Origin of the sequence: Enterobacter sp. WCHEn090032, from assembly GCF_003986875.1 — a bacterium.
Lineage (GTDB): Bacteria > Pseudomonadota > Gammaproteobacteria > Enterobacterales > Enterobacteriaceae > Enterobacter > Enterobacter sichuanensis.
The window spans coordinates 44,863-69,880 of sequence record NZ_RXRN01000017.1 but is presented as its reverse complement, the minus strand read 5'-3'; the positions used below and the strand labels follow the sequence as shown (position 1 = coordinate 69,880).

At 54.6% G+C, this 25,018-nt stretch carries 26 protein-coding genes; 16 read left to right on the top strand and 10 right to left on the bottom strand.

Annotated elements, in window-relative coordinates:
* The first annotated feature begins 8 nt into the window (after positions 1-8).
* The 15 genes from atpB (at position 9) to phoU (ending at position 14,991) form a co-directional block, all read left to right on the top strand.
* On the top strand, positions 9-824 hold the full coding sequence (gene atpB / locus EKN83_RS15460; protein WP_045285346.1) for a F0F1 ATP synthase subunit A: 816 nt from the start codon (positions 9-11) through the stop codon (positions 822-824).
* Between the two features lie 49 nt (positions 825-873).
* Positions 874-1,113 carry a F0F1 ATP synthase subunit C gene (gene atpE, locus EKN83_RS15455; RefSeq protein ID WP_000429386.1) on the top strand — a complete coding sequence of 80 codons (240 nt, stop codon included), beginning with the start codon at positions 874-876 and terminating at the stop codon, positions 1,111-1,113.
* A 48-nt stretch (positions 1,114-1,161) separates the two neighbouring features.
* Complete coding sequence (gene atpF / locus EKN83_RS15450; protein WP_003862370.1) at positions 1,162-1,632, top strand: F0F1 ATP synthase subunit B; 471 nt, start codon at positions 1,162-1,164, stop codon at positions 1,630-1,632.
* A gap of 14 nt (positions 1,633-1,646) precedes the next feature.
* Positions 1,647-2,180: a F0F1 ATP synthase subunit delta gene (gene atpH / locus EKN83_RS15445; RefSeq protein ID WP_013099407.1), complete on the top strand. Its 534-nt coding sequence runs from the start codon at positions 1,647-1,649 to the stop codon at positions 2,178-2,180.
* 12 nt (positions 2,181-2,192) lie between these two features.
* Entirely contained in the window at positions 2,193-3,734 is a 1,542-nt protein-coding gene (gene atpA / locus EKN83_RS15440; protein WP_025756958.1) for a F0F1 ATP synthase subunit alpha, read from the top strand.
* A 51-nt stretch (positions 3,735-3,785) separates the two neighbouring features.
* Positions 3,786-4,649, top strand: a complete 864-nt coding sequence (gene atpG / locus EKN83_RS15435; RefSeq protein ID WP_025756959.1) for a F0F1 ATP synthase subunit gamma — start codon at positions 3,786-3,788, stop codon at positions 4,647-4,649.
* A 31-nt stretch (positions 4,650-4,680) separates the two neighbouring features.
* Positions 4,681-6,063, top strand: coding sequence for a F0F1 ATP synthase subunit beta (atpD, locus tag EKN83_RS15430; protein WP_003862362.1), 1,383 nt, complete (start codon positions 4,681-4,683; stop codon positions 6,061-6,063).
* Between the two features lie 20 nt (positions 6,064-6,083).
* Positions 6,084-6,503 (top strand): F0F1 ATP synthase subunit epsilon, encoded by a 420-nt coding sequence (locus EKN83_RS15425; RefSeq protein WP_006177560.1) that lies wholly within the window; start codon positions 6,084-6,086, stop codon positions 6,501-6,503.
* Between the two features lie 138 nt (positions 6,504-6,641).
* Positions 6,642-8,012, top strand: coding sequence for a bifunctional UDP-N-acetylglucosamine diphosphorylase/glucosamine-1-phosphate N-acetyltransferase GlmU (gene glmU, locus EKN83_RS15420; RefSeq protein ID WP_025756960.1), 1,371 nt, complete (start codon positions 6,642-6,644; stop codon positions 8,010-8,012).
* Between the two features lie 237 nt (positions 8,013-8,249).
* Complete coding sequence (glmS, locus tag EKN83_RS15415) at positions 8,250-10,079, top strand: glutamine--fructose-6-phosphate transaminase (isomerizing) (RefSeq protein ID WP_048990817.1); 1,830 nt, start codon at positions 8,250-8,252, stop codon at positions 10,077-10,079.
* A gap of 320 nt (positions 10,080-10,399) precedes the next feature.
* Positions 10,400-11,440: a phosphate ABC transporter substrate-binding protein PstS gene (pstS, locus tag EKN83_RS15410; protein WP_008500186.1), complete on the top strand. Its 1,041-nt coding sequence runs from the start codon at positions 10,400-10,402 to the stop codon at positions 11,438-11,440.
* A 128-nt stretch (positions 11,441-11,568) separates the two neighbouring features.
* The gene (gene pstC, locus EKN83_RS15405; protein WP_008500185.1) at positions 11,569-12,528 is read left to right on the top strand and encodes a phosphate ABC transporter permease PstC; all 960 of its coding nucleotides are present in this window, start codon (positions 11,569-11,571) and stop codon (positions 12,526-12,528) included.
* Complete coding sequence (gene pstA, locus EKN83_RS15400; RefSeq protein ID WP_008500184.1) at positions 12,528-13,418, top strand: phosphate ABC transporter permease PstA; 891 nt, start codon at positions 12,528-12,530, stop codon at positions 13,416-13,418. Before pstC ends, pstA begins: the two co-directional genes overlap by 1 nt.
* Positions 13,419-13,465: 47 nt before the next feature.
* Positions 13,466-14,239: a phosphate ABC transporter ATP-binding protein PstB gene (pstB, locus tag EKN83_RS15395; RefSeq protein ID WP_008500183.1), complete on the top strand. Its 774-nt coding sequence runs from the start codon at positions 13,466-13,468 to the stop codon at positions 14,237-14,239.
* A gap of 26 nt (positions 14,240-14,265) precedes the next feature.
* The gene (phoU, locus tag EKN83_RS15390) at positions 14,266-14,991 is read left to right on the top strand and encodes a phosphate signaling complex protein PhoU (protein WP_008500182.1); all 726 of its coding nucleotides are present in this window, start codon (positions 14,266-14,268) and stop codon (positions 14,989-14,991) included.
* A 90-nt stretch (positions 14,992-15,081) separates the two neighbouring features.
* Here the strand turns inward: phoU and yieH are convergent, their stop codons facing one another.
* Positions 15,082-15,747, bottom strand: a complete 666-nt coding sequence (yieH, locus tag EKN83_RS15385; protein ID WP_025756962.1) for a 6-phosphogluconate phosphatase — start codon at positions 15,745-15,747, stop codon at positions 15,082-15,084.
* Between the two features lie 165 nt (positions 15,748-15,912).
* Here yieH and adeP point away from each other — a divergent pair, with 165 nt between their 5' ends.
* Entirely contained in the window at positions 15,913-17,250 is a 1,338-nt protein-coding gene (gene adeP / locus EKN83_RS15380) for an adenine permease AdeP (RefSeq protein WP_148110458.1), read from the top strand.
* Positions 17,251-17,343: 93 nt separating this feature from the next.
* On the opposite strand, the gene EKN83_RS15375 is transcribed toward adeP, so the two are convergent.
* The 9 genes from EKN83_RS15375 to rpmH all read right to left on the bottom strand — a co-directional run bounded on the left by EKN83_RS15375 (position 17,344) and on the right by rpmH (position 24,863).
* Positions 17,344-17,910 carry an NADPH-dependent FMN reductase gene (locus tag EKN83_RS15375; protein WP_014833835.1) on the bottom strand — a complete coding sequence of 189 codons (567 nt, stop codon included), beginning with the start codon at positions 17,908-17,910 and terminating at the stop codon, positions 17,344-17,346.
* 36 nt (positions 17,911-17,946) lie between these two features.
* Positions 17,947-18,693, bottom strand: a complete 747-nt coding sequence (locus tag EKN83_RS15370; protein ID WP_126801245.1) for a 4'-phosphopantetheinyl transferase family protein — start codon at positions 18,691-18,693, stop codon at positions 17,947-17,949.
* A 122-nt stretch (positions 18,694-18,815) separates the two neighbouring features.
* Positions 18,816-19,787 (bottom strand): HTH-type transcriptional regulator YidZ, encoded by a 972-nt coding sequence (gene yidZ, locus EKN83_RS15365; protein WP_047959745.1) that lies wholly within the window; start codon positions 19,785-19,787, stop codon positions 18,816-18,818.
* Positions 19,756-20,931, bottom strand: coding sequence for an MFS transporter (locus EKN83_RS15360; RefSeq protein ID WP_104556733.1), 1,176 nt, complete (start codon positions 20,929-20,931; stop codon positions 19,756-19,758). The genes yidZ and EKN83_RS15360 overlap by 32 nt, the downstream gene beginning before the upstream one ends.
* A gap of 111 nt (positions 20,932-21,042) precedes the next feature.
* Entirely contained in the window at positions 21,043-22,407 is a 1,365-nt protein-coding gene (gene mnmE / locus EKN83_RS15355) for a tRNA uridine-5-carboxymethylaminomethyl(34) synthesis GTPase MnmE (protein ID WP_021242672.1), read from the bottom strand.
* 72 nt (positions 22,408-22,479) lie between these two features.
* Complete coding sequence (yidC, locus tag EKN83_RS15350; RefSeq protein ID WP_025756968.1) at positions 22,480-24,123, bottom strand: membrane protein insertase YidC; 1,644 nt, start codon at positions 24,121-24,123, stop codon at positions 22,480-22,482.
* A gap of 2 nt (positions 24,124-24,125) precedes the next feature.
* The gene (gene yidD, locus EKN83_RS15345; RefSeq protein WP_001307474.1) at positions 24,126-24,383 is read right to left on the bottom strand and encodes a membrane protein insertion efficiency factor YidD; all 258 of its coding nucleotides are present in this window, start codon (positions 24,381-24,383) and stop codon (positions 24,126-24,128) included.
* Positions 24,347-24,706: a ribonuclease P protein component gene (rnpA, locus tag EKN83_RS15340; protein WP_024907873.1), complete on the bottom strand. Its 360-nt coding sequence runs from the start codon at positions 24,704-24,706 to the stop codon at positions 24,347-24,349. Before rnpA ends, yidD begins: the two co-directional genes overlap by 37 nt.
* A 16-nt stretch (positions 24,707-24,722) precedes the next feature.
* Positions 24,723-24,863, bottom strand: a complete 141-nt coding sequence (rpmH, locus tag EKN83_RS15335) for a 50S ribosomal protein L34 (RefSeq protein ID WP_000831330.1) — start codon at positions 24,861-24,863, stop codon at positions 24,723-24,725.
* Between the last annotated feature and the right edge of the window lie 155 nt (positions 24,864-25,018).

Genomic DNA, 25,018 nt, shown 5'->3' with positions numbered 1-25,018 from the left:
AAGGCATCATGGCTTCAGAAAATATGACGCCGCAGGATTACATAGGTCACCATCTGAATAACCTTCAGCTGGACCTGCGTACATTCTCGCTGGTGGATCCACATAACCCCCCGGCCACCTTCTGGACGATCAACATCGACTCCATGTTCTTCTCGGTGGTTTTGGGTCTTCTGTTCCTGGCCATGTTCCGCGGTGTTGCTAAAAGAGCGACCAGCGGTGTACCAGGGAAATTCCAGACATTCATCGAAATGATCATCGGCTTCGTCCATGGCAGCGTGAAAGACATGTACCATGGTAAGAGCAAGCTGATTGCTCCGCTGGCCCTGACCGTGTTCGTTTGGGTCTTCCTGATGAACCTGATGGACCTTCTGCCTATCGATTTCCTGCCGTGGATTGGCGAGCATGTCTTCGGTCTGCCTGCTCTGCGTGTGGTTCCGTCTGCTGACGTGAACATCACCCTGTCGATGGCGCTGGGCGTGTTTATCCTGATTCTTTTCTACAGCATCAAAATGAAAGGCGTAAGCGGCTTTGTGAAAGAGCTTACCTTGCAGCCGTTCAACCACTGGGCGTTTATTCCGGTCAACCTGATCCTGGAAGGCGTTAGCCTGCTGTCCAAACCTGTTTCACTGGGTCTGCGACTGTTCGGCAACATGTATGCGGGTGAGCTGATTTTCATTCTGATCGCGGGTCTTCTGCCGTGGTGGTCACAGTGGGTTCTGAATGTGCCGTGGGCCATTTTCCACATCCTGATCATTACGCTGCAAGCCTTTATCTTCATGGTTCTGACGATCGTCTATCTGTCGATGGCGTCTGAAGAGCACTGATTTTTTACCAACACTACTACGTTTTAATTGAAACAAACTGGAGACTGTCATGGAAAACCTGAATATGGATCTGCTGTACATGGCTGCCGCTGTGATGATGGGTCTGGCGGCTATCGGTGCTGCGATCGGTATCGGCATCCTCGGGGGCAAATTCCTGGAAGGCGCTGCGCGTCAACCTGATCTGATTCCTCTGCTGCGTACTCAGTTCTTTATCGTTATGGGTCTGGTGGATGCTATCCCAATGATCGCTGTAGGTCTGGGTCTGTACGTGATGTTTGCTGTCGCGTAGTAGTAGTTTTAAAACCCTAAGCCACAGAAATTAAAGAGGTATTGTGCTGTGAACATGAACGCAACAATCCTCGGCCAGGCCATCGCGTTTATTCTCTTTGTCTGGTTCTGCATGAAGTATGTATGGCCGCCTTTAATGGCTGCCATCGAAAAACGTCAGAAAGAAATTGCTGACGGTCTGGCTTCTGCAGAACGCGCTAAGAAAGATTTGGACCTTGCACAGGCCAACGCGACAGACCAGCTGAAAAAAGCGAAAGCGGAAGCTCAGGTTATCATCGAACAGGCTAACAAACGCCGTTCGCAGATCCTGGACGAAGCCAAAGCTGAAGCAGAACAGGAACGTACTAAGATCGTGACACAGGCTCAGGCTGAAATTGAAGCTGAGCGTAAACGTGCTCGTGAAGAACTGCGTAAGCAGGTTGCGATTCTGGCTGTTGCTGGCGCCGAGAAGATCATCGAACGTTCCGTGGATGAAGCTGCTAACAGCGACATCGTGGACAAACTTGTCGCTGAACTGTAAGGAGGGAGGGGCTGATGTCTGAATTTGTTACGGTAGCTCGCCCCTACGCCAAAGCAGCTTTTGACTTTGCTGTCGAACACCAAAATGTCGATCGCTGGCAGAATATGCTGGCGTTTGCCGCTGAGGTGACGAAAAACGAACAAATGGCCGAGTTGCTTTCCGGTGCGTTAGCACCTGAAACTCTCGCCGCGTCGTTTATCGCCGTGTGCGGAGAGCAACTGGATGCCAACGGCCAGAACCTGATCAAGGTGATGGCAGAAAATGGTCGTCTCCGTGTGCTCCCGGATGTTCTCGAGCAGTTTGAGCACTTACGTGCCCTTAGTGAAGCTACCGCTGAAGTTGAAGTCACTTCTGCGACTGAACTGAGTCATGAACAGCTTGCGAAAATTACCGCCGCGATGGAAAAACGTCTGTCACGCAAAGTTAAGCTGAATTGCAAAATCGATAAGTCTGTAATGGCAGGCGTAATCATCCGCTCGGGTGATATGGTCATTGATGGCAGCGTACGCGGCCGTCTTGAGCGCCTTGCAGACGTCTTGCAGTCTTAAGGGGACTGGAGCATGCAACTGAATTCCACCGAAATCAGCGAACTGATCAAGCAGCGCATTGCTCAGTTCAATGTTGTGAGCGAAGCTCACAACGAAGGTACTATTGTTTCTGTAAGTGACGGTGTTATCCGCATCCACGGCCTGGCCGATTGTATGCAGGGTGAGATGATTTCCCTGCCGGGTAACCGTTACGCTATCGCACTGAACCTGGAGCGCGACTCCGTAGGTGCCGTTGTGATGGGTCCATACGCTGACCTCGCCGAAGGCATGAAGGTTAAGTGTACTGGCCGTATTCTGGAAGTGCCGGTTGGCCGTGGCCTGCTGGGTCGCGTTGTTAACACCCTGGGTGCGCCAATCGACGGTAAAGGTCCGGTTGAGCACGATGGCTTCTCCCCAATCGAAGTTATCGCACCAGGCGTTATCGACCGTCAGTCCGTAGATCAGCCTGTTCAGACAGGTTATAAGTCCGTTGATGCCATGATCCCAATCGGTCGTGGTCAGCGTGAACTGATCATCGGTGACCGTCAGACCGGTAAAACCGCGATGGCAATCGACGCCATCATCAACCAGCGTGATTCCGGCATCAAATGTGTGTACGTGGCCATCGGCCAGAAAGCGTCCACCATTTCTAACGTGGTTCGTAAACTGGAAGAGCACGGCGCACTGGCTAACACCATTGTTGTTGTGGCGACTGCTTCTGAATCTGCTGCACTGCAATACCTGGCTCCATACGCCGGTTGCGCAATGGGCGAATACTTCCGTGACCGCGGTGAAGATGCGCTGATCGTATACGATGACCTGTCTAAACAGGCTGTTGCTTATCGTCAGGTTTCCCTGCTGCTCCGTCGTCCACCTGGACGTGAAGCGTTCCCTGGCGACGTATTCTACCTCCACTCTCGTCTGCTGGAGCGTGCTTCCCGCGTTAACGCGGAATACGTCGAGAACTTCACCAAAGGTGAAGTGAAGGGTAAAACGGGCTCTCTGACCGCGCTGCCGATCATTGAAACCCAGGCGGGTGACGTTTCTGCGTTCGTTCCGACCAACGTAATCTCCATTACCGATGGTCAGATCTTCCTGGAAACCAACCTGTTTAACTCCGGTATTCGTCCGGCAGTTAACCCGGGTATCTCCGTATCCCGTGTTGGTGGTGCTGCTCAGACCAAGATCATCAAGAAACTGTCCGGTGGTATCCGTACCGCGCTGGCACAGTATCGTGAACTGGCTGCGTTCTCTCAGTTCGCATCCGATCTGGACGAAGCAACCCGTAAACAGCTGAGCCACGGTCAGAAAGTGACCGAGCTGCTGAAGCAGAAACAGTACGCACCAATGTCTGTTGCTCAGCAGGGCCTGGTACTGTTCGCGGCTGAACGCGGTTACCTCGAAGATGTGGAACTGGCGAAAATCGGTAGCTTCGAAGCCGCTCTGCTGGCTTACGCTGACCGTGATCACGCTCCGCTGATGCAAGAGATCAACCAGACCGGTGGCTATAACGACGAAATCGAAGGCAAGCTGAAAGCTATCCTCGATTCCTTCAAAGCAACCCAATCCTGGTAATCGTCCGGCGGCTTGTCTCAGGACAAGCCGCCTGGCATTGAGGAGAAGCTCATGGCCGGCGCAAAAGAGATACGTAGTAAGATCGCAAGCGTCCAGAACACGCAAAAGATCACTAAAGCGATGGAGATGGTCGCCGCTTCCAAAATGCGTAAATCGCAGGATCGCATGGCGGCCAGCCGTCCTTATGCAGAAACCATGCGCAAAGTGATTGGTCACCTTGCAAACGGTAATCTGGAATATAAGCACCCTTACCTGGAAGAACGCGACGTTAAGCGCGTGGGCTACCTGGTGGTGTCGACCGACCGTGGTCTGTGTGGCGGCTTGAACATTAACCTGTTCAAAAAACTGCTGGCGGATATGAAAGCATGGTCTGAAAAAGGCGTTCAGTGCGATCTCGCATTGATCGGCTCTAAAGGCGTCTCTTTCTTTAACTCCGTTGGTGGCAACATTGTCGCTCAGGTGACCGGTATGGGTGATAACCCGTCCCTGTCCGAACTGATCGGCCCGGTTAAAGTGATGTTGCAGGCTTATGATGAAGGCCGTCTGGACAGACTGTACGTTGTCAGCAACAAATTCATTAACACCATGTCTCAGGTTCCAACGCTCACTCAGATGCTGCCGTTACCGGCATCAGAAGATGACGAGCTGAAGCAAAAAGCCTGGGATTACCTGTATGAACCCGATCCGAAACCGCTGCTGGATACCCTGCTGCGTCGTTACGTTGAATCACAGGTTTATCAGGGCGTTGTAGAAAACCTGGCCAGCGAGCAGGCCGCACGAATGGTGGCGATGAAAGCCGCGACCGATAATGGCGGCAGCCTGATTAAAGAGCTGCAGTTGGTTTACAACAAAGCTCGTCAGGCCAGCATTACTCAGGAACTCACCGAGATCGTCTCGGGGGCCGCCGCGGTTTAACCAGGTTTACGAATTACGTAGAGGATTCAAGATGGCTACTGGAAAGATTGTCCAGGTAATCGGCGCCGTGGTGGACGTCGAGTTCCCTCAGGACGCCGTACCACGCGTGTACGACGCGCTTGAGGTACAGAATGGTAACGAGAGCCTGGTGCTGGAAGTTCAGCAGCAGCTCGGCGGCGGTATCGTGCGTACCATCGCGATGGGTTCTTCCGACGGTCTGCGTCGTGGTCTGGAAGTAAAAGACCTTGAGCATCCGATCGAAGTACCGGTAGGTAAAGCAACACTGGGTCGTATCATGAACGTATTGGGTCAACCAATCGACATGAAAGGCGACATCGGTGAAGAAGAGCGTTGGGCTATCCACCGCGCGGCACCTTCCTACGAAGAGCTGTCCAGCTCTCAGGAACTGCTGGAAACCGGCATCAAAGTTATCGACCTGATGTGTCCGTTTGCGAAGGGCGGTAAAGTGGGTCTGTTCGGTGGTGCGGGTGTAGGTAAAACCGTAAACATGATGGAGCTGATCCGTAACATCGCGATCGAGCACTCCGGTTACTCCGTATTTGCGGGCGTAGGTGAACGTACTCGTGAGGGTAACGACTTCTACCACGAAATGACCGACTCCAACGTTCTGGACAAAGTATCCCTGGTTTACGGTCAGATGAACGAGCCACCAGGAAACCGTCTGCGCGTTGCGCTGACTGGCCTGACAATGGCTGAGAAGTTCCGTGACGAAGGCCGTGACGTTCTGCTGTTCGTCGATAACATCTATCGTTACACCCTGGCCGGTACGGAAGTATCTGCACTGCTGGGTCGTATGCCTTCAGCGGTAGGTTATCAGCCGACTCTGGCGGAAGAGATGGGTGTTCTTCAGGAACGTATCACCTCTACCAAAACCGGTTCTATCACCTCCGTTCAGGCGGTATACGTACCTGCGGATGACTTGACTGACCCATCTCCAGCCACCACCTTTGCGCACTTAGATGCAACCGTGGTACTGAGCCGTCAGATCGCGTCTCTGGGTATCTACCCGGCCGTTGACCCGCTGGACTCCACCAGCCGTCAGCTGGATCCACTGGTTGTTGGTCAGGAACACTACGACACCGCGCGTGGCGTACAGTCCCTGCTGCAGCGTTACCAGGAACTGAAAGACATCATCGCCATCCTGGGTATGGATGAACTGTCTGAAGAAGACAAACTGGTGGTAGCACGTGCGCGTAAGATCCAGCGCTTCCTGTCCCAGCCGTTCTTCGTTGCGGAAGTATTCACCGGTTCTCCAGGTAAATACGTTTCCCTGAAAGACACCATCCGTGGCTTTAAAGGCATCATGGAAGGCGAATACGATCACCTGCCAGAGCAGGCGTTCTACATGGTTGGTTCCATCGAAGAAGCTGTGGAAAAAGCCAAAAAACTTTAACGCCTTAATCGGAGGGTGATATGGCAATGACTTACCACCTGGACGTCGTCAGCGCAGAGCAACAAATGTTCTCTGGTCTGGTCGAGAAAATCCAGGTAACGGGTAGTGAAGGTGAGCTGGGTATTTTCCCGGGTCACGCACCGCTGCTCACCGCCATTAAGCCTGGTATGATCCGCATCGTTAAACAGTTCGGTCACGAAGAGTTTATCTATCTGTCCGGCGGCATTCTTGAAGTGCAGCCTGGCAGTGTGACCGTTCTGGCCGATACCGCTATTCGTGGCCAGGATCTCGACGAAGCGCGAGCCCTGGAATCGAAGCGTAAGGCTGAAGAGCACATTAGCAGCTCTCATGGTGACGTGGATTACGCTCAGGCGTCTGCGGAGCTGGCCAAAGCGATCGCGAAACTGCGCGTTATCGAGTTGACCAAAAAAGCGATGTAACACCGGCTTGAAAAGCACAAAAGCCAGTCTGGATCCCAGGCTGGCTTTTTTTTTGGCGCTTAATTCATGATGAAAAAGATGTAGAATTTTAAGCATCAAACGTTTTTACTTCTCACTCAAACTACCGTCAGGATGCGTATGTCAAACAGTGCGATGAGCGTGGTGATCCTTGCCGCAGGCAAAGGTACCCGCATGTATTCCGATCTGCCTAAAGTGCTTCATACACTGGCAGGAAAGCCAATGGTGCAGCATGTTATTGATGCCGCTAATGAATTGGGCGCCCGTCAGGTTCACCTGGTCTACGGCCACGGTGGCGATCTGCTTAAAAAGACGCTAAGCGACGACAAGCTCAACTGGGTACTTCAGGCTGAACAGCTGGGTACTGGTCATGCAATGCAGCAGGCCGCACCTTTCTTTGCGGATGACGAAGACATTCTGATGCTGTACGGCGACGTCCCGCTGATCGCTACCGATACGCTGACGCGTCTGCGCGATGCCAAACCGCAAGGCGGTATTGGTTTGTTAACCGTCGTGCTGGACGATCCAACCGGCTACGGTCGAATTACCCGTGAAAACGGCAACGTAACGGGGATCGTTGAACACAAAGATGCCAGCGACGAACAGCGCGAGATTCAGGAGATCAACACCGGTATCCTGATTGCTAATGGTGCTGATTTAAAACGCTGGTTGTCGAAACTCAACAACAACAACGCGCAGGGTGAATACTACATCACCGACATCATTGCGATGGCGTACCAGGAAGGGCGCGAGATTGTGGCGGTACAACCGGCACGTATCAGCGAAACCGAAGGGGTGAACAACCGTCTTCAACTTTCCCGTCTTGAGCGCGTTTATCAGTCCGAACAGGCCGAGAAACTCCTTCTGGCTGGCGTGATGCTGCGCGATCCGGCACGTTTCGACCTGCGTGGCACGTTATCTCACGGGCGCGACGTTGAAATTGATACTAACGTTATCCTGGAAGGTCATGTCACGCTGGGCAACCGCGTCAAAATTGGTGCTGGCTGCGTGATTAAAAACAGCGTCATCGGTGACGATTGCGAAATTAGCCCCTACAGCGTGGTGGAAGATGCCCGTCTGGATGCGGCTTGTACCATTGGACCATTTGCACGTCTGCGTCCTGGCGCTGAGCTGCTGGAAGGCGCTCACGTGGGTAACTTCGTTGAGATGAAAAAAGCGCGTCTGGGTAAAGGCTCAAAAGCCGGTCATTTAACCTATCTGGGCGACGCGGAAATTGGTGACAACGTCAATATTGGCGCAGGCACAATCACCTGTAACTATGACGGCGCGAATAAGTTTAAAACCATCATCGGTAATGATGTGTTCGTTGGCTCAGACACTCAGCTGGTGGCACCGGTGACCGTGGGTAACGGCGTAACGATTGCTGCCGGAACGACGGTGACACGTGACGTCGCGGATAACGAGCTGGTATTAAGCCGCGTACCGCAGGTACACAAGCAGGGCTGGAAACGCCCGGTGAAGAAAAAGTAACGGATTTACCCCTCACCCTAACCCTCTCCCCAAAGGGAGAGGGGATCGTTCGGTGCGGTGTTTTTCTCCCTCGCCCCTTTGGGGAGAGGGCCGGGGTGAGGGGATAATATAATCCTCCCCCCAAAAGCAGTACCCATAAAAATAACCCCACTCTCTACAAGGCTCGGGGCGCCCGGAAAGGGCAAATACAGGTCAGCGACAACGCAGGCATCATGCCTAAATTCGGAATCTAAAATTATGTGTGGAATTGTTGGCGCAGTTGCGCAGCGTGATATTGCTGAAATCCTTCTCGAAGGTTTACGTCGTCTGGAATACCGTGGTTACGACTCTGCCGGTCTGGCTGTTGTCGATGCAGAAGGTCATATGACCCGTCTGCGCCGTCTCGGTAAAGTGCAGATGCTGGCCCAGGCCGCGGAAGAACATCCGCTGCACGGTGGTACCGGTATTGCGCACACCCGCTGGGCGACGCACGGCGAACCGTCAGAAGGCAACGCGCACCCGCATGTGTCTGAACACATCGTGGTGGTGCATAACGGCATTATCGAAAACCACGAACCGCTGCGCGAAGAACTGAAAGCGCGCGGTTATACCTTCGTCTCTGAAACCGACACCGAAGTGATTGCTCACCTGGTGCACTGGGAGCTGGAGCAGGGCGGTACACTGCGTGACGCGGTGCTGCGTGCTATCCCTCAGCTGCGCGGTGCGTACGGTACGGTGATCATGGACTCCCGCGACCCGTCCACGCTGCTGGCCGCACGTTCCGGTAGTCCAATGGTTATCGGTCTGGGCATGGGTGAAAACTTTATCGCCTCTGACCAGCTGGCACTTCTGCCGGTGACCCGTCGCTTTATCTTCCTGGAAGAGGGCGATATCGCGGAAGTGACCCGCCGCAGCGTGACCGTATTCGATACCAAAGGCGAGCAGGTGAAGCGCCAGGAGATCGAATCTAACCTGCAGTACGACGCGGGCGACAAAGGCGCTTATCGTCACTACATGCAGAAAGAGATTTACGAGCAGCCAAACGCCATCAAAAATACCCTGACCGGGCGCATTAGCCACGGTGAAGTGGATCTGAGCGAGCTGGGTGCTAACGCGAACGAACTGCTCAGCAAGGTTGAGCACATTCAGATCGTGGCCTGCGGCACCTCCTACAACTCCGGTATGGTCTCTCGTTACTGGTTTGAATCCCTGGCGGGCGTGCCGTGCGACGTCGAAATCGCCTCGGAATTCCGCTACCGCAAATCCGCGGTGCGTCGCAACAGCCTGATGATCACCCTTTCTCAGTCTGGTGAAACGGCAGATACTCTGGCCGCGCTGCGTCTCTCAAAAGAGCTGGGTTACCTGGGCTCTCTGGCCATCTGTAACGTTCCGGGTTCTTCGCTGGTGCGTGAATCCGATCTGGCGCTGATGACTAAAGCCGGCACTGAAATCGGCGTGGCCTCTACCAAAGCGTTTACTACTCAGCTGACGGTTCTGCTGATGCTGGTGGCGAAACTGGCGCGTCTGAAAGGTGAAGATGCCTCTGTTGAGCATGACATCGTTCATGGTCTGCAGGCGCTGCCGAGCCGTATTGAGCAGATGCTCTCCCAGGACAAACGCATTGAAGCTCTGGCGGAAGATTTCTCTGACAAACATCACGCCCTGTTCCTGGGCCGTGGCGATCAGTATCCGATTGCGCTGGAAGGCGCGCTGAAACTGAAAGAGATCTCTTACATCCACGCTGAAGCCTATGCGGCAGGCGAGCTGAAACACGGTCCGCTGGCGCTGATTGATGCTGATATGCCGGTCATCGTTGTAGCACCAAACAACGAACTACTGGAAAAACTGAAATCTAACATCGAAGAAGTGCGCGCCCGCGGTGGTGTCCTGTACGTCTTCGCCGACAAAGATGCCGGTTTTGTCAGCAACGACAACATGCACATCATCGAGATGCCGCATGTAGAAGAGGTCATTGCCCCGATCTTCTACACCGTTCCGCTGCAGCTGCTGGCCTATCACGTTGCGCTGATCAAAGGCACTGACGTTGATCAGCCGCGTAACCTGGCGAAATCTGTCACCGTCGAATAATCCCTCCAGGCTCCACCTTCGGGTGGAGCTTTTTTACCCCACCTGGTTTGTTTTTAATCAATCCTTTCGCGTTTTTATTGATGACAATTTGTCATCTTCAGCTACTTTTTCAGTGTCACATAAAGAAAATATTTCTGAAAATGTCTTGTCATAAATGCGGCTAACACGATGAAAATTAAGCTTTATTTTGCTGGTCTTTAAGTGAAATTTCCATTGTCATAAAACTGTCATAATTCGTACATTTATCTGTCACCTGTTTGTCCTATTTTGCTCATCGTAGCCACTAAACAACGATTTACGAAAATCTTGCAGGAGACATTATGAAAGTTATGCGTACCACTGTCGCAACTGTTGTCGCCGCGACCTTATCTCTGAGCGCGTTCTCTGTATTTGCAGAAGCAAGCCTGACTGGCGCTGGTGCAACCTTCCCTGCGCCGGTGTATGCCAAATGGGCGGATACCTACCAGAAAGAAACCGGTAATAAGGTTAACTATCAGGGTATCGGCTCCTCCGGTGGCGTGAAACAAATTACCGCTAACACGGTTGATTTCGGCGCATCAGATGCTCCGCTGTCTGATGACAAACTGGCTCAGGAAGGCCTGTTCCAGTTCCCTACCGTGATCGGTGGTGTGGTTCTGGCTATCAACCTGCCGGGCGTGAAGTCGGGTGAGCTGGTGCTGGACGGCAAAACGCTGGGTGACATCTACCTGGGCAAAATCAAAAAATGGGATGACGAAGCGATCGCTAAACTCAACCCTGGCCTGAAGCTGCCTTCTCAGAACATCGCTGTGGTTCGCCGCGCGGACGGTTCCGGTACCTCTTTCGTCTTTACCAGCTACCTGGCAAAAGTGAACGAAGAGTGGAAATCTAAAGTTGGTTCCGGCTCTACTGTTAACTGGCCAACCGGTCTGGGCGGTAAAGGGAACGACGGCATCGCTGCGTTCGTACAGCGTCTGCCAGGTTCAATTGGCTACGTAGAGTATGCGTACGCGAAGCAGAACAACCTGTCCTACACCAAACTGGTTTCTGCCGACGGCAAACCGGTTAGCCCGACCGAAGAGAACTTTGCCAACGCCGCGAAAGGCGCTGACTGGAGCAAATCTTTCGCTCAGGACCTGACTAACCAGAAAGGCGAAGGTGCGTGGCCAATCACCTCTACCACCTTCATTCTGGTCCACAAAGAGCAGAAGAAACCTGAGCAGGGCGCTGAAGTGCTGAAGTTCTTCGACTGGGCGTACAAAAACGGTGGCAAACAGGCTAACGCTCTGGACTACGCTACCCTGCCGGACAACGTGGTTGAGCAGATCCGTGCTGCATGGAAGACCAACGTCAAAGACAGCAGCGGTAAAGCGCTGTACTAACAGGATATATTTAACGAAGATGGCGGGTGGCGCTGCGCTTACCCGCCCTACGGTTTACTCTGTAGGCCCGGTAAGCGTCAGCGCCACCGGGCATATTCGTAAAAACGTCTCAAACAGAAGAGTAATTTATGGCTGCAACCAAGCCTGCATTTAACCCTCCGGGTAAAAAAGGTGACATGATTTTCAGCGCACTGGTCAAACTGGCTGCGCTGATTGTGCTATTGCTGCTGGGCGGCATTATCGTGTCCCTGATTTTCTCCTCCTGGCCGAGCATTCAGAAATTCGGTTTCTCCTTCCTGTGGAGTAAAGAGTGGGATGCGCCGAACGATATCTACGGTGCACTGGTGCCGATTTACGGTACGCTGGTGACCTCGTTCATCGCCCTGCTGATTGCGGTTCCGGTAAGCTTCGGTATTGCCCTGTTCCTGACGGAGCTGGCGCCGGGCTGGCTCCGTCGTCCACTGGGGATCGCCATAGAACTGCTGGCGGCCATTCCAAGTATCGTATACGGCATGTGGGGCCTGTTTATCTTTGCGCCGCTGTTCGCCACGTACTTCCAGGAGCCGGTGGGTAATGTCCTCTCTGCCATTCCGTTTGTGGGGGCCCTGTTTTCTGGCCCGGCTTTCGGTATTGGTATTCTGGCGGCAGGTGTGATCCTCGCCATCATGATTATTCCGTACATTGCGGCGGTCATGCGCGATGTCTTCGAACAAACGCCGGTGATGATGAAAGAGTCGGCCTATGGCATCGGCTGCACTACCTGGGAAGTGATCTGGCGCATTGTCCTTCCGTTCACCAAAAATGGGGTGATCGGGGGCGTGATGCTGGGCTTAGGTCGTGCGCTGGGTGAAACCATGGCGGTCACCTTTATTATCGGTAACACCTATCAGCTCGACAGCGCTTCGCTCTATATGCCGGGTAACAGCATTACCTCTGCGCTGGCGAATGAATTTGCCGAAGCGGAATCAGGTCTGCACGTCGCAGCGCTGATGGAACTGGGGCTGATTCTGTTCGTTATCACCTTCATCGTTCTGGCGATTTCCAAGCTGATGATTATGCGCCTCGCTAAAAATGAGGGGGCACGCTAATGGCAACTCTCGAAATGCAAGCTACCGCTGAGCTGGCGGAATCCCGCCGTAAAATGCAGGCCAGACGCCGCATGAAAAACCGCATTGCGCTGACGCTCTCAATGGCGACGATGGCGTTCGGTCTGTTCTGGCTGGTCTGGATCCTGTTCTCCACCGTCGTGCGCGGAATTGACGGGATGTCACTGTCGCTGTTCACCGAAATGACGCCGCCGCCGAACACGGCGGGTGGTGGTCTGGCAAATGCCCTTGCGGGTAGCGGTTTGCTGATCCTGTGGGCGACGGTTTTTGGTACGCCGCTCGGCATCATGGCGGGCATCTACCTGGCGGAATACGGTCGTAAATCCTTGCTGGCGGAAGTCATTCGTTTCATTAACGATATCCTGCTCTCGGCCCCGTCTATCGTGGTGGGCCTGTTTGTGTACACCGTCGTGGTGGCCCAGATGGAACACTTCTCCGGCTGGGCGGGTGTGATTGCCCTTGCGCTGCTGCAGGTACCGATTGTTATCCGTACCACCGAGAACATGCTGAAACTGGTGCCGGACAGCCTGCGTGAAGCGGCTTACGCGCTGGGTACGCCGAAATGGAAGATGATCTCGGCGATTACATTAAAAGCGTCCGTCTCCGGGATCATGACCGGTATCCTGCTGGCGGTGGCTCGTATTGCGGGTGAAACGGCGCCGCTGCTGTTTACGTCTCTCTCCAACCAGTTCTGGAGCACGGACATGATGCAGCCGATCGCCAACCTGCCGGTGACGATCTTTAAATTTGCGATGAGCCCATTCGCGGAATGGCAGCAGCTGGCCTGGGCCGGGGTGCTGATCATTACCCTTTGCGTACTGTTGCTGAACATTCTGGCGCGCGTCATTTTCGCGAAGAAGAAACACGGTTAATTTTTTACGGCGCGGCAGATCGCGGCGCCGAATGAGGAAATGAGTCAATGAGTATGGTTGATACTGCCCCGGGTAAGATTCAGGTTCGTGATTTGAACTTCTACTACGGCAAATTCCATGCCCTGAAGAACATCAACCTGGATATCGCGAAGAACCAGGTCACGGCATTTATCGGTCCGTCTGGGTGTGGAAAATCCACGCTGCTGCGTACCTTTAACAAAATGTATTCACTCTATCCGGAGCAGCGCGCTGAAGGTGAAATCATCCTGGATGGGGAAAATATTCTGACCCAGGCTCAGGATATCGCCCTGCTGCGCGCCAAAGTGGGGATGGTGTTCCAGAAACCCACGCCGTTCCCGATGTCCATTTATGACAACATCGCCTTTGGCGTTCGCTTGTTTGAAAAACTCTCCCGTGCCGATATGGACGAGCGCGTGCAGTGGGCTTTGACCAAGGCCGCATTATGGAACGAAACCAAAGATAAGTTGCACCAGAGCGGTTACTCTCTCTCCGGTGGTCAGCAGCAGCGTCTGTGCATTGCGCGTGGTATCGCGATTCGCCCGGAAGTGCTGTTGCTGGATGAGCCATGTTCAGCGCTGGACCCGATCTCAACTGGTCGTATTGAAGAACTCATTACTGAGCTGAAGCAGGATTACACCGTGGTTATCGTGACCCATAACATGCAGCAGGCTGCGCGTTGTTCCGATCACACGGCATTTATGTATCTGGGCGAGCTGATTGAGTTCAGTAACACGGACGATCTGTTCACCAAGCCCGCGAAGAAACAAACCGAAGATTATATTACTGGCCGCTACGGTTGATTTGCCTCAGTGCATGTGGAGAAACCATGGACAACCTCAATCTTAATAAACACATTTCAGGCCAGTTCAACGCAGAGCTGGAAAGTATTCGCACGCAGGTGATGACCATGGGTGGCATGGTTGAGCAGCAGCTTTCGGATGCGATTACGGCAATGCATAACCAGGACAGCGAGCTGGCGAAGCGCGTCATTGAAGGCGACAAAAACGTCAACATGATGGAAGTGGCTATCGATGAAGCCTGCGTGCGCATTATCGCGAAACGTCAGCCGACGGCGAGCGATCTGCGTCTGGTGATGGCCATCATCAAAACCATCGCCGAGCTGGAACGTATTGGTGACGTGGCGGATAAAATCTGCCGCACGGCGCTGGAGAAGTTCTCTCAGCAGCACCAGCCTCTGCTGGTGAGCCTGGAGTCGCTGGGTCGCCACACCGTGCAGATGCTGCACGACGTGCTGGATGCCTTTGCGCGTATGGATCTTGACGAAGCGGTGCGTATCTACCGTGAAGACAAGAAAGTCGACCAGGAGTATGAAGGCATCGTGCGCCAGCTGATGACCTACATGATGGAAGATTCACGCACGATTCCAAGTGTACTGACGGCCCTGTTCTGCGCGCGCTCTATCGAGCGTATCGGTGACCGCTGCCAGAACATTTGCGAATACATTTTCTACTTTGTGAAAGGTCAGGACTTCCGTCACGTGGGCGGCGACGAGCTGGACAAGCTGCTGGCGGGTAAAGATCCGAAAGAGTAATACAGGTGAATATGCCCGGTGGCACTGCGCTTACCGGGCCTGCGAACCCTGTAGGCCGGATAAGCGTTAGCGCCATCCGGCTTTGTTTTTTCAGCGAGTAATATTCCAACCGCGTGCCTTCCACAACGCCGGCAACTGCGCCAGATCGGTAAAGGTGGTCACTTTTGGATGATCGATCGGCTTGTTGTGCGGGTCGGCGCAGAAGTAAAACACCTCCATCCCCGCATCAATCCCCGACTGCGCGCCCGCAGAGGAGTCGTCCACCAGAATGCAGTTTTCTACATTCACGTTCATCGCTTTTGCCGCATGGAACATCAGCGCCGGATCGGGCTTCCAGCGCTGGATATCGTAGCCGCTGAACAGCTTTTCCGGGAAATGGTGCAACATCTCAAGCTTGCCGAGCGAGTGCTGCATTTTGCTGACCGGTCCGTTAGACACCACGCAGATCGGTACCGTCATGGCATCCAGCAGTGCGTTTGCCCCCGGAATGACTTCCAGCTCTGAATCGAACAGGCGAGCGACCTCGGCGCGGTACACCGGTTCCAGATCCGCTTTCGCCAGGTCGACATCGTGTTCTTCGTTAATGATGTCGATGATCTCGTAGAGCTTCACGCCCTTAAAGCGTTTAAACACCTCTTCGAGCGCCAGCGTAATGCCAAATTCCTGGAACATGGTGACATACGCGCGGGAACAAATGACCTCACTGTCGACCAGCGTACCGTCGCAGTCGAAAAATACCGCTTCAATTCCGGACATGCCTTTCCCTTTTAACAAGTTTAACGTTTACGTACCGCCGTTTACCGGAACGCAATCGTTGCCGTATAAGCAAAATCAATGAAAAAAGTATCACGTAACCGCCACTATTGTCGCATTTTGGTATAGGATAGCGACGAATTTTCCCTCCTTGTTCGGAAATTGATGATGAGTCAACAACATACTACCCAGACATCTGGTCAGGGTCTGCTTGAGCGCGTGTTTAAACTGCGCGAGCACGGCACGACGGCACGCACCGAAGTGATCGCCGGTTTCACCACCTTCCTGACGATGGTTTATATCGTTTTTGTTAACCCACAAATTCTGGGCGTTGCTGGCATGGATACCAGCGCCGTCTTCGTGACTACCTGTCTGATCGCAGCACTGGGCAGCATTCTGATGGGCGTGTTCGCTAACCTGCCGGTCGCACTGGCCCCGGCGATGGGTCTGAACGCCTTCTTCGCCTTCGTCGTTGTTCAGGCGATGGGGCTGCCATGGCAGGTGGGTATGGGCGCCATCTTCTGGGGCGCGGTTGGCCTGCTGCTGCTGACCATTTTCCGCGTGCGTTACTGGATGATTGCGAACATTCCTGTGAGCCTGCGCGTGGGCATCACCAGCGGTATCGGTCTGTTTATCGGGATGATGGGGTTGAAAAACGCCGGTGTCATCGTGGCGAACCCGGAAACGCTGGTGAGCATTGGTCACCTGACCTCTCATAACGTCCTGCTGGGCGTGCTGGGCTTCTTTATCATCGCTATCCTTGCGTCCCGCAATATTCATGCGGCGGTGCTGGTCTCCATCGTAGTGACCACGCTGCTGGGCTGGATGCTGGGTGACGTTCACTATAACGGCATCGTCTCCGCGCCACCGAGTGTCTCAACCGTTGTTGGCCATGTCGATCTGGCGGGTTCCCTGAACCTGGGCCTGGCGGGCGTGATTTTCTCCTTCATGCTGGTGAACCTGTTCGACTCCTCCGGTACGCTGATTGGCGTGACCGACAAGGCGGGTCTGGCAGATGAAAAAGGCAAATTCCCGCGCATGAAGCAGGCGCTGTTTGTGGACAGTATCTCCTCTGTGACCGGCTCATTAATCGGGACCTCGTCTGTTACCGCTTACATCGAATCCTCTTCCGGGGTGTCTGTGGGTGGCCGTACCGGTCTGACGGCGGTTGTGGTGGGTATTCTGTTCCTGCTGGTGATCTTCCTCTCGCCACTGGCGGGTATGGTTCCTCCGTACGCGGCGGCGGGTGCGCTGATCTACGTGGGGGTGCTGATGACCTCCAGCCTGTCGCGCGTGAAGTGGGATGATTTAACCGAAGCGGTGCCGGCGTTTATTACCGCCGTGATGATGCCATTCAGCTTCTCGATTACCGAAGGTATCGCGCTGGGCTTTATCTCTTACTGCGTAATGAAGATCGGTACCGGCCGTTTCCGCGATCTCAGCCCGTGCGTCATCGTTGTCGCGCTGCTGTTTGTACTGAAGATTGTGTTTATTGACGCGAAATAAACAGCAAGCCCTTTTCGAAGAAAAGGGCTTTAGTGTTTGTACCCTCTCCCGGTGGGAGAGGGACAGGGTGAGGGCATCAGCCCGCACTTCACCTTACGCCTTCACCCGCTTAATATAATCCCCAAACGCCGTCAGCTGGCCAGAGAGATGGTCACGCGTGCTCTGATCCACCACTTCACCCGTCTGCGGGTCGACCTTGTTCTGAATCACTCCGCCCATAAATTCCGGCTTGTTCATCACCATTGCATCCAGGAAAACCAGGATCTGGCGCAGATGATACTGGCAACGTGCGCCGCCAATCGCCCCCATAGAGCTGGTCTGGATCAGTACCGGCTTACCTGAAAGCGGCTGTTCCGGCAGACGGGATAACCAGTCAATGGCATTTTTCAGACCACCCGGAACCGAGTAGTTATACTCCGGGGTGACGATGACCACACCGTCGGCCTGGCGGATCTGCTCTGCCAGCGCTTCCACGCTCTGCGGGAAACCCTCCTCCTGCTGTACGTCTGCATCATAAAGCGGGATGTCGCCGATAGACGGCAGGGCGCTTATCTCCATACCTGCGGGTGCCAGTTGCGGCAGCGTGCGGGCAACCATCCCATTAAACGAACCTTTGCGCAGGCTTCCCAGTAACGTAACGACTTTCAACGTATCAGACATGATTACTCCTGTTTCATCATGATGACCCTGAATGGATCAGCTAAGAGTGTATGCTTTTTCTGCCGGTAAACTGGTTAATCGCATCAGGCGTGCGGCGGGCTCGTTGGCGCGCTCGGGCACATCAGGAAGGCTACGCCATCCCTGCTGACTGTCAAATTCCCAGATTTTCATGCGCTCGATGGCGGGGGTAACCGCAATGGACCAAATAAGCACATCCTCTGCGTCACAGAGCGCTTCTACCAGCGCGGCTTTAGTGGCACGCAGGCGTCCGGAGCCGGGCAGCAGTTGCAGTTGGCTGGCGTCGTCTGAGGCGCATCCACAGAGCTTGCGAATGCTCTGGCGCAGGGTGATGAGTTGGGTTCTGGCCTCGCTGGGATCGTTCTGGTTGCGCACCCAAAGCTGCTCATTACTTGAGAGCGGATAGTCATCGTGCGGGTTGGCACCGTGGAAGCCACGCGTCGCGCGCTGCAGTTCCATATCCAGCCCGCAGTCCCCTTCGGTGGTCAGTGCGACGCCAATGATATTGCCCGTGTAGGCAATGGAAAAACGAGGGAGTTCCGGGTCGGCAAAAACCGGGCGACCTTCTGGTTGGGTGATGATCTCCGGCAGTTCGCTGGTGCCGTACAGCATGAACAGCAGCTCGGCGAGAAGCGCCCGGGAGGCTAAAAAGCGCGACCTGCGGTGTTCCGGAAGTTTGCCTGCTTCACTGAGGCAGGAAGAAGAGAGTCTGGCCGATACGAGACGTCCTTCAGTAAGTATCCCTCTTGCAAAGTGCGTTGCCATTTTTCGCTCCTTGATAATGGTCGTATTCGGTTAAACGGTTACATGATTATCGCTTAACTTGACTCCTGTTTTAATCAGTAAATGTGCGTATGAGAAGCCTCAGGACCGAACTTTACATTTTCTTAGGCAAAAATTGGATCGCTCGCACCGTACAGCGCCTTAATGGTCTCCCGTAACCAGAGAATTTTCGGATTGTGGCTGTTACGTTTATGCCAGATCAGCGTGAAGGGAACGGTAAGCTTTTCGGCCTGCGCTTCGTCAATGGGAATGGGAAGGGCGATCAGCTTCCGCTGGTGGAGTTGATTGTAGTGATGGCAGTAGTGGGGAGCCGTAGCGATATAGTTATGGCCGGGCTGTGCCGCCATAAACATTGACTGCTCAAAGCCCGGTACGCTCATGGCAATGTTTCTCTCCCGCCCCATCTCTTTGAGCACCTCGTCCAGCGCCCAGGTGTCGCTGCGTTCCCAGAAGATGCTGATATGCGGATAGCGCAGGAAGGTCTCGAGGTTCCACTCATCCTGCAGCGCAGGGTGATCCTCACGCAGATACACGCACGGACGGTCGCTGAACAGGATCTCATAGTCGATAAACCACGGCATCAGCTTCAGCAATTCACGTGAGCGCGGATGCGTTTCACGGCCGGTGAAGCCCAGATCCACTTCTCCACGCGTAATGGCGTCCAGCGAGTCGTAATCCCAGTGGCGCATCTTCACCGTAGCCTGCGGGTAGCGCAGGTTCACCTGCTCCAGCAGGGCATTAAAGCGGATCAGCATCAACGGCGTTTCGGCGGCCAGCACGAACGTCAGCCCGCCCGGGGCGTCATGGTGGAATTTATCGAGGATCTGGTTGCCGATTTGCATCCAGTCGGCCAGATCCTGCTCCAGGCTCACCGTCAGCGGCGTTGGCAGCAGCCCTAACGGCGTTTTGACAAACAGCGGGTCGTCAAACCAGTCACGCAGTTTGGCCAGTGATTTACTCACCGCCGACGGCGTCACGTTCATCCGCTTCGCCGCTTTGGTGACGCTGCGCTCCTGCAGCAAAAGCTGCAGGCAAAGCAACAGGTTAAGATCGAGACTGCTGATGGGCTTCTTCATAATGCGCCGCGGGCTGGATGACCATAAGTAAGATGATGCAGAGCATGCTACAGCCAATCAGAATCCCGATCAGCATATTGAGCGCGTTAAGTCCGATGACCGCCGCAAGCCATATCCACAGGGACGAGCCGCAGACCTGGGCGATACCCAGCACCGAGCTTGCCACGCCTGCCCGCAGCGAGAACGGACCGAGCGCCTGACTCATCGCCACGCCAAAACCCACCGAGAACCCGGCGCAAATGAGGGTAATGCCCACCAGCATTACCGCATGTGTGCTGGCGGTCGCCAGGATGATGCCTGCGGTGAGGAATAAAACCTGTGAGGTCAGCATCAGCGTGCGCTGACGAAAGACGTTCAGCGCAAACGGCGTCGAAAATGAAACGGCCATACTCACCATCGCGGTTAACGCCATCACCGTTGAATACTCACCGCGATCGAAGCCCATGGTCTCCATCAGCAAAACCGGGGAAACGTTTACATAGGTCAGGATCACCGCCACGCTTAACGTGGTCACGGCCAGACGGCTGAGGAAGAAGCGGTTAAACAGTTTCTCGGCAGGGTGAATCGTCGCGGTATGACCGCTATTCTGCGAGCCTGGATGGGTCTCTTTTAGCACGGCGATCGACAGGATAAACACCAGCGCACCCATCGCCGCCATCGTCCAGAAGAGGCTCTGCCACGGGAATTTCAGCATGATCATATAGCCCACGACCGGGGCCAGCACCGGGATAATGCAGGTAATGCCGTTCAGCATCGACAGCACCTTAGCGCGACGTTGGGCGCTTAACGTATCACGCAAAATCGCAAAGGCGACGACGTAGCAACCGCCGGCACCAATGCCCTGGATAAAGCGTCCTGACAGGAACAGCGTGCTGTTCTGTGCCTGCGAACAGAGTATGGAGGCCAGTGCAAAGATGATGGCACCGGTTATCGCGACAGGCTGACGTCCGGCTTTGTCCGCTATTTTCCCGGCAAAGACCATCGACGACGCCATCCCCGCGAGATAGGCCGAAAACGCAATATGCAACTGCGCTTCGCTGGCACCCAGATCGCGGGCGATGTGCGGTAATCCCACCAGATACATATCAATGCCCGATGGATAAAGCAGAACCAGTGCAAAACTACAAAACAGAAAACGCGCCATAAACCCCCCATAGATGCAGGCATGCAGGATAGGGGGTGAAAAGGGATTAGGCGAGTTGCCATTTGGACAATGGTGATTTCCCTGGAGGAAATCACCATCGATCAGGGTAGGTCACTTACCAATACAGAAGCTCGAGAAGATCCTTCCCAGCAGATCGTCCGACGTGAACTCCCCGGTGATCTCGCTCAGATTCTGCTGCGCCAGGCGCAGCTCTTCCGCCAGCAGTTCACCCGCCCAGGCGCCTATCAGCTGCGCTTTACCCTGAACAAGGTGGTTCGCCGCCTCTTCCAGCGCCTGCAGGTGACGACGTCGCGCCAGGAAGCCGCCTTCCATGCTGGTGTCAAAGCCCATGCTCTGCTTGAGATGGTTACGCAGGTCGTCCACGCCCTCGCCGGTACGGGCCGACAGGCGAATAAGTGAGTGACCATTTACATCACTGATGCCCAGCGTTTCACCGGTGACGTCTGCTTTGTTACGCACCACGGTGATCGGTAGCTTCGCCGGCAGACGGGCGATAAAGTCCGGCCAGATCTCTGCCGGGTCAACGGCGTCGGTGGTGGTGCCGTCCACCATAAACAGCACGCGGTCGGCCTGCTCGATCTCCTGCCAGGCACGTTCGATACCGATGCGCTCAACTTCGTCGCTGGCATCGCGCAGACCGGCGGTGTCGATGATGTGCAGCGGCATGCCGTCGATGTGGATGTGTTCGCGCAGCACGTCGCGGGTGGTTCCGGCAATGTCGGTCACGATCGCCGCTTCACGGCCCGCCAGGGCGTTCAGCAGGCTCGATTTGCCGGCATTGGGACGCCCGGCGATGACCACCTTCATCCCTTCACGCAGCAGGCTCCCCTGGCGCGCTTCGGCACGCACGGCGTCGAGATCGGCCATCACCTGGTTGAGCTGGGCTTCGATTTTGCCGTCAGAGAGGAAGTCGATCTCCTCATCCGGGAAGTCGATCGCCGCTTCGACGTAGATTCGAAGGTGAGTAAGTGCTTCCACAAGGTGATTCACGCGCGCGGAGAAAGCCCCCTGCAACGAGTTCAGGGCGGAGCGGGCCGCCTGTTCAGAACTGGCGTCGATCAGGTCCGCAATCGCCTCGGCCTGCGCCAGGTCGAGCTTGTCGTTGAGGAAGGCACGCTCGGAGAATTCACCCGGCTTCGCAATGCGCAGGCCCGGCAGGGTCAGAATACGTTTTAACAACAGGTCGAGGATGACCGGGCCGCCGTGACCCTGCAGTTCCAGCACGTCTTCGCCGGTGAAGGAGTTTGGGCCGGGGAACCACAGCGCAATGCCCTGGTCCAGGGGCGTGCCGTCGGTGTCTTTAAACGGCAGATAATCAGCGTAGCGCGGCTTTGGCAGCTTACCCAGTACCGCTTCGGCGACCTCGCGCGCCTTCAGGCCGGAGATACGCAGAATGCCTACACCACCGCGTCCCGGTGGGGTTGCCTGGGCGACGATAGTGTCGTTATGGCTCATGGTTGCTCTCGTTCAATACAAATAAAAAAGGCGGTCAATCGACCGCCCTTATTTTAGCGTTAACTTAACGGATCAGGACTTTTTCTTTTCGCGGCTATGCAGGCCACGTTTTTCCAGACCACGGTAAATCAGCTGCTGCTGGATGATGGTCACCAGGTTGCTGACGATATAGTACAGCACCAGACCTGACGGGAACCACAGGAAGAACACGGTGAAGATGACCGGCATAAAGGTCATGATCTTCTGCTGCATCGGGTCGGTCACGGTGGTCGGCGACATCTTCTGAATGAAGAACATCGTCACGCCCATCAGGATCGGCAGGATGTAGTACGGGTCCTGTGCGGACAGGTCATGGATCCACAGCGCGAACGGCGCATGGCGCAGCTCAACGGAGCCCATCAGCATGTAGTACAGCGCAAGGAAGATTGGCATCTGAATCAGCAGCGGGAAGCAGCCACCCAGTGGGTTTACTTTCTCTGCTTTATACAGGGCCATCATTTCCTGGCTCTGACGCTGTTTGTCATCGCCCAGACGCTCACGCATTGCCTGAATCTTCGGCTGCAGCATACGCATCTTCGCCATGGAGGTGTACTGCGCTTTAGTCAGCGGGTACATGATGCCACGAACGATAAAGGTGATAACGATGATGGAGAAGCCCCAGTTACCCAGGAAGCTGTGGATGAACTTCAGCAGCTTAAACAGCGGCTGAGAGATGAACCACAACCAACCGTAGTCAACGGTCAGATCCAGGTGCGGCGCAACAGCGGCCATTTTGTCCTGAATTTCCGGGCCGACCCACAGGGTGCTTGCCATCTTACCGGTTTGACCCGGCTGAACCAGAACCGGCTGAGATTTGTAGCCGATGGCTGCAAGACCGTTACCCAGGTTCGCGGTGTAGAAGTTGTTGGTACCGTCGTTATTTGGCACCCACGCCGTCGCGAAATACTGCTGCAGCATCGCCACCCAACCGCCTTTAGCGCTGACGTTCAGGTTTTCGTTATCGGCAATAGTGTCGAATTTGTATTTCTCATACTTCGCGTCAGGCGTGGAGTATGCCGCGCCACGGAAAGTATGTAGCGCAAAGTTGCTGCTTCCGGTGTCACGGTGAGACGGCAGATTGATGGACTGCTTCAGCTGGCCGAAGGTCGACAGTTCCAGCGGTTTCGCACTGGCGTTCTGTACGGTATAGCCCACGTTCACCGCATACTCACCGCGTTTCAGGGTGAAGGTTTTGGTGAAGGTGTTGCCCGCGGCGTCGGTGTAGGTCATCGGAATAGCAAGTTCGTTCTGACCATCAGCCAGCACAAAAGCGTCTTTTTCGACGTTGTACAGTGGACGCGCACCGTTAGCCGGGTTATCCGGGCCATCACGACCGGTCAGGCCGCTCTGCGCCTGGTAGATAAACTCTGGCGTGGTTTCCAGTAACTGGAACGGTTCGTTAGACTTCAGCTCTTTCGGGTAGGTCAACAGCAGCGCCTGCTCAACATCACCACCACGGGTGTTGATTGTCAGCTCAAGCACATCGGTCTTAACCGTAATCTGTTTCCCCTGGCCACTGGCCGGTACGCCCTGGTCGGCGGCGCTACCCGCTGCGGTGGTCGTTGTCTGCGTGACCTGCTGTTGTGGTTGAGGATTTTTATCCTGCTCCCACGCCTGCCAGATCATGAAAGACACGAACAACAAAGCGATGATAAGAAGATTGCGTTGCGAATCCATCGTTAGTGTTCTCTGGTATCAAAAGGTCCTGGAGGGACGGGATCGTCTCCACCTGGGTGTAAAGGGTGGCATTTTAATACGCGTTTCACCGTCAACCAACTGCCTTTTATCACTCCAAACCTGCGCAATGCCTCAATTCCGTAGCTTGAGCATGTTGGTGTGAAACGGCAGTGCGGCCCGAGTAGCGGACTAATCAGGCGTTGATAGACCCGAATGAGGGCTATCAGGACCCGTGAGCCAGGCGACAGTGGCGGCGCCATAATTTTTCCAACGCTTCCGAGAGAGCACGGTTATCGAGGTCGGCAACCCCTTTTTTAGCCACCACCACGAAATCCATAGAAGGCAGTTCGTGCTGACGTAAACGGAAGCTTTCACGCGTCAGACGTTTAATCCGATTGCGTTCATGCGCACGCTTAACATTTTTTTTGGCGACTGTGAGACCGATGCGGGGATGCCCCAGCGAATTTTGGCGGCCGAGGATGGTGATTTGCGGCGTGCCAGCCCGTTGTGGCTGCTGGAAGACGAAAGTGAAATGAGCGGGAGTTAACAAACGTAACTCCCTGGGAAATGCTAGCTTAACCACTCAGGGGTTAGCTTTATTACTTGGAAACGGTCAGACGAGCGCGGCCTTTAGCACGACGACGTGCCAGAACCTGACGACCATTTTTAGTAGCCATACGAGCACGGAAGCCGTGAGAACGGTTGCGCTTCAGTACAGACGGTTGAAAAGTGCGTTTCATGGCGATTTCTACCTAAACTTGAATAAATTCATGGCTTTTTTCGGATGCCCGAACGAGATTCGAATGACGGACGCCGAAGCCGTGGGTGATTAAAGAGGCCGGATTGTAATAATTGTACACTCCGGAGTCAATTCTCTTTCCTTAAATCCCTGCGT

Bases quoted from the DNA above. Each gene is read 5' to 3' on its own strand.
- atpB (WP_045285346.1), top strand. From the start codon at position 9: ATGGCTTCAGAAAATATGACGCCGCAGGATTACATAGGTCACCATCTG.
- atpE (WP_000429386.1), top strand. From the start codon at position 874: ATGGAAAACCTGAATATGGATCTGCTGTACATGGCTGCCGCTGTGATG.
- atpH (WP_013099407.1), top strand. From the start codon at position 1,647: ATGTCTGAATTTGTTACGGTAGCTCGCCCCTACGCCAAAGCAGCTTTT.
- atpA (WP_025756958.1), top strand. From the start codon at position 2,193: ATGCAACTGAATTCCACCGAAATCAGCGAACTGATCAAGCAGCGCATT.
- atpG (WP_025756959.1), top strand. From the start codon at position 3,786: ATGGCCGGCGCAAAAGAGATACGTAGTAAGATCGCAAGCGTCCAGAAC.
- atpD (WP_003862362.1), top strand. From the start codon at position 4,681: ATGGCTACTGGAAAGATTGTCCAGGTAATCGGCGCCGTGGTGGACGTC.
- EKN83_RS15425 (WP_006177560.1), top strand. From the start codon at position 6,084: ATGGCAATGACTTACCACCTGGACGTCGTCAGCGCAGAGCAACAAATG.
- glmU (WP_025756960.1), top strand. From the start codon at position 6,642: ATGTCAAACAGTGCGATGAGCGTGGTGATCCTTGCCGCAGGCAAAGGT.
- glmS (WP_048990817.1), top strand. From the start codon at position 8,250: ATGTGTGGAATTGTTGGCGCAGTTGCGCAGCGTGATATTGCTGAAATC.
- pstS (WP_008500186.1), top strand. From the start codon at position 10,400: ATGAAAGTTATGCGTACCACTGTCGCAACTGTTGTCGCCGCGACCTTA.
- pstC (WP_008500185.1), top strand. From the start codon at position 11,569: ATGGCTGCAACCAAGCCTGCATTTAACCCTCCGGGTAAAAAAGGTGAC.
- pstA (WP_008500184.1), top strand. From the start codon at position 12,528: ATGGCAACTCTCGAAATGCAAGCTACCGCTGAGCTGGCGGAATCCCGC.
- pstB (WP_008500183.1), top strand. From the start codon at position 13,466: ATGAGTATGGTTGATACTGCCCCGGGTAAGATTCAGGTTCGTGATTTG.
- phoU (WP_008500182.1), top strand. From the start codon at position 14,266: ATGGACAACCTCAATCTTAATAAACACATTTCAGGCCAGTTCAACGCA.
- yieH (WP_025756962.1), bottom strand. From the start codon at position 15,747: ATGTCCGGAATTGAAGCGGTATTTTTCGACTGCGACGGTACGCTGGTC.
- adeP (WP_148110458.1), top strand. From the start codon at position 15,913: ATGAGTCAACAACATACTACCCAGACATCTGGTCAGGGTCTGCTTGAG.
- EKN83_RS15375 (WP_014833835.1), bottom strand. From the start codon at position 17,910: ATGTCTGATACGTTGAAAGTCGTTACGTTACTGGGAAGCCTGCGCAAA.
- EKN83_RS15370 (WP_126801245.1), bottom strand. From the start codon at position 18,693: ATGGCAACGCACTTTGCAAGAGGGATACTTACTGAAGGACGTCTCGTA.
- yidZ (WP_047959745.1), bottom strand. From the start codon at position 19,787: ATGAAGAAGCCCATCAGCAGTCTCGATCTTAACCTGTTGCTTTGCCTG.
- EKN83_RS15360 (WP_104556733.1), bottom strand. From the start codon at position 20,931: ATGGCGCGTTTTCTGTTTTGTAGTTTTGCACTGGTTCTGCTTTATCCA.
- mnmE (WP_021242672.1), bottom strand. From the start codon at position 22,407: ATGAGCCATAACGACACTATCGTCGCCCAGGCAACCCCACCGGGACGC.
- yidC (WP_025756968.1), bottom strand. From the start codon at position 24,123: ATGGATTCGCAACGCAATCTTCTTATCATCGCTTTGTTGTTCGTGTCT.
- yidD (WP_001307474.1), bottom strand. From the start codon at position 24,383: ATGGCGCCGCCACTGTCGCCTGGCTCACGGGTCCTGATAGCCCTCATT.
- rpmH (WP_000831330.1), bottom strand. From the start codon at position 24,863: ATGAAACGCACTTTTCAACCGTCTGTACTGAAGCGCAACCGTTCTCAC.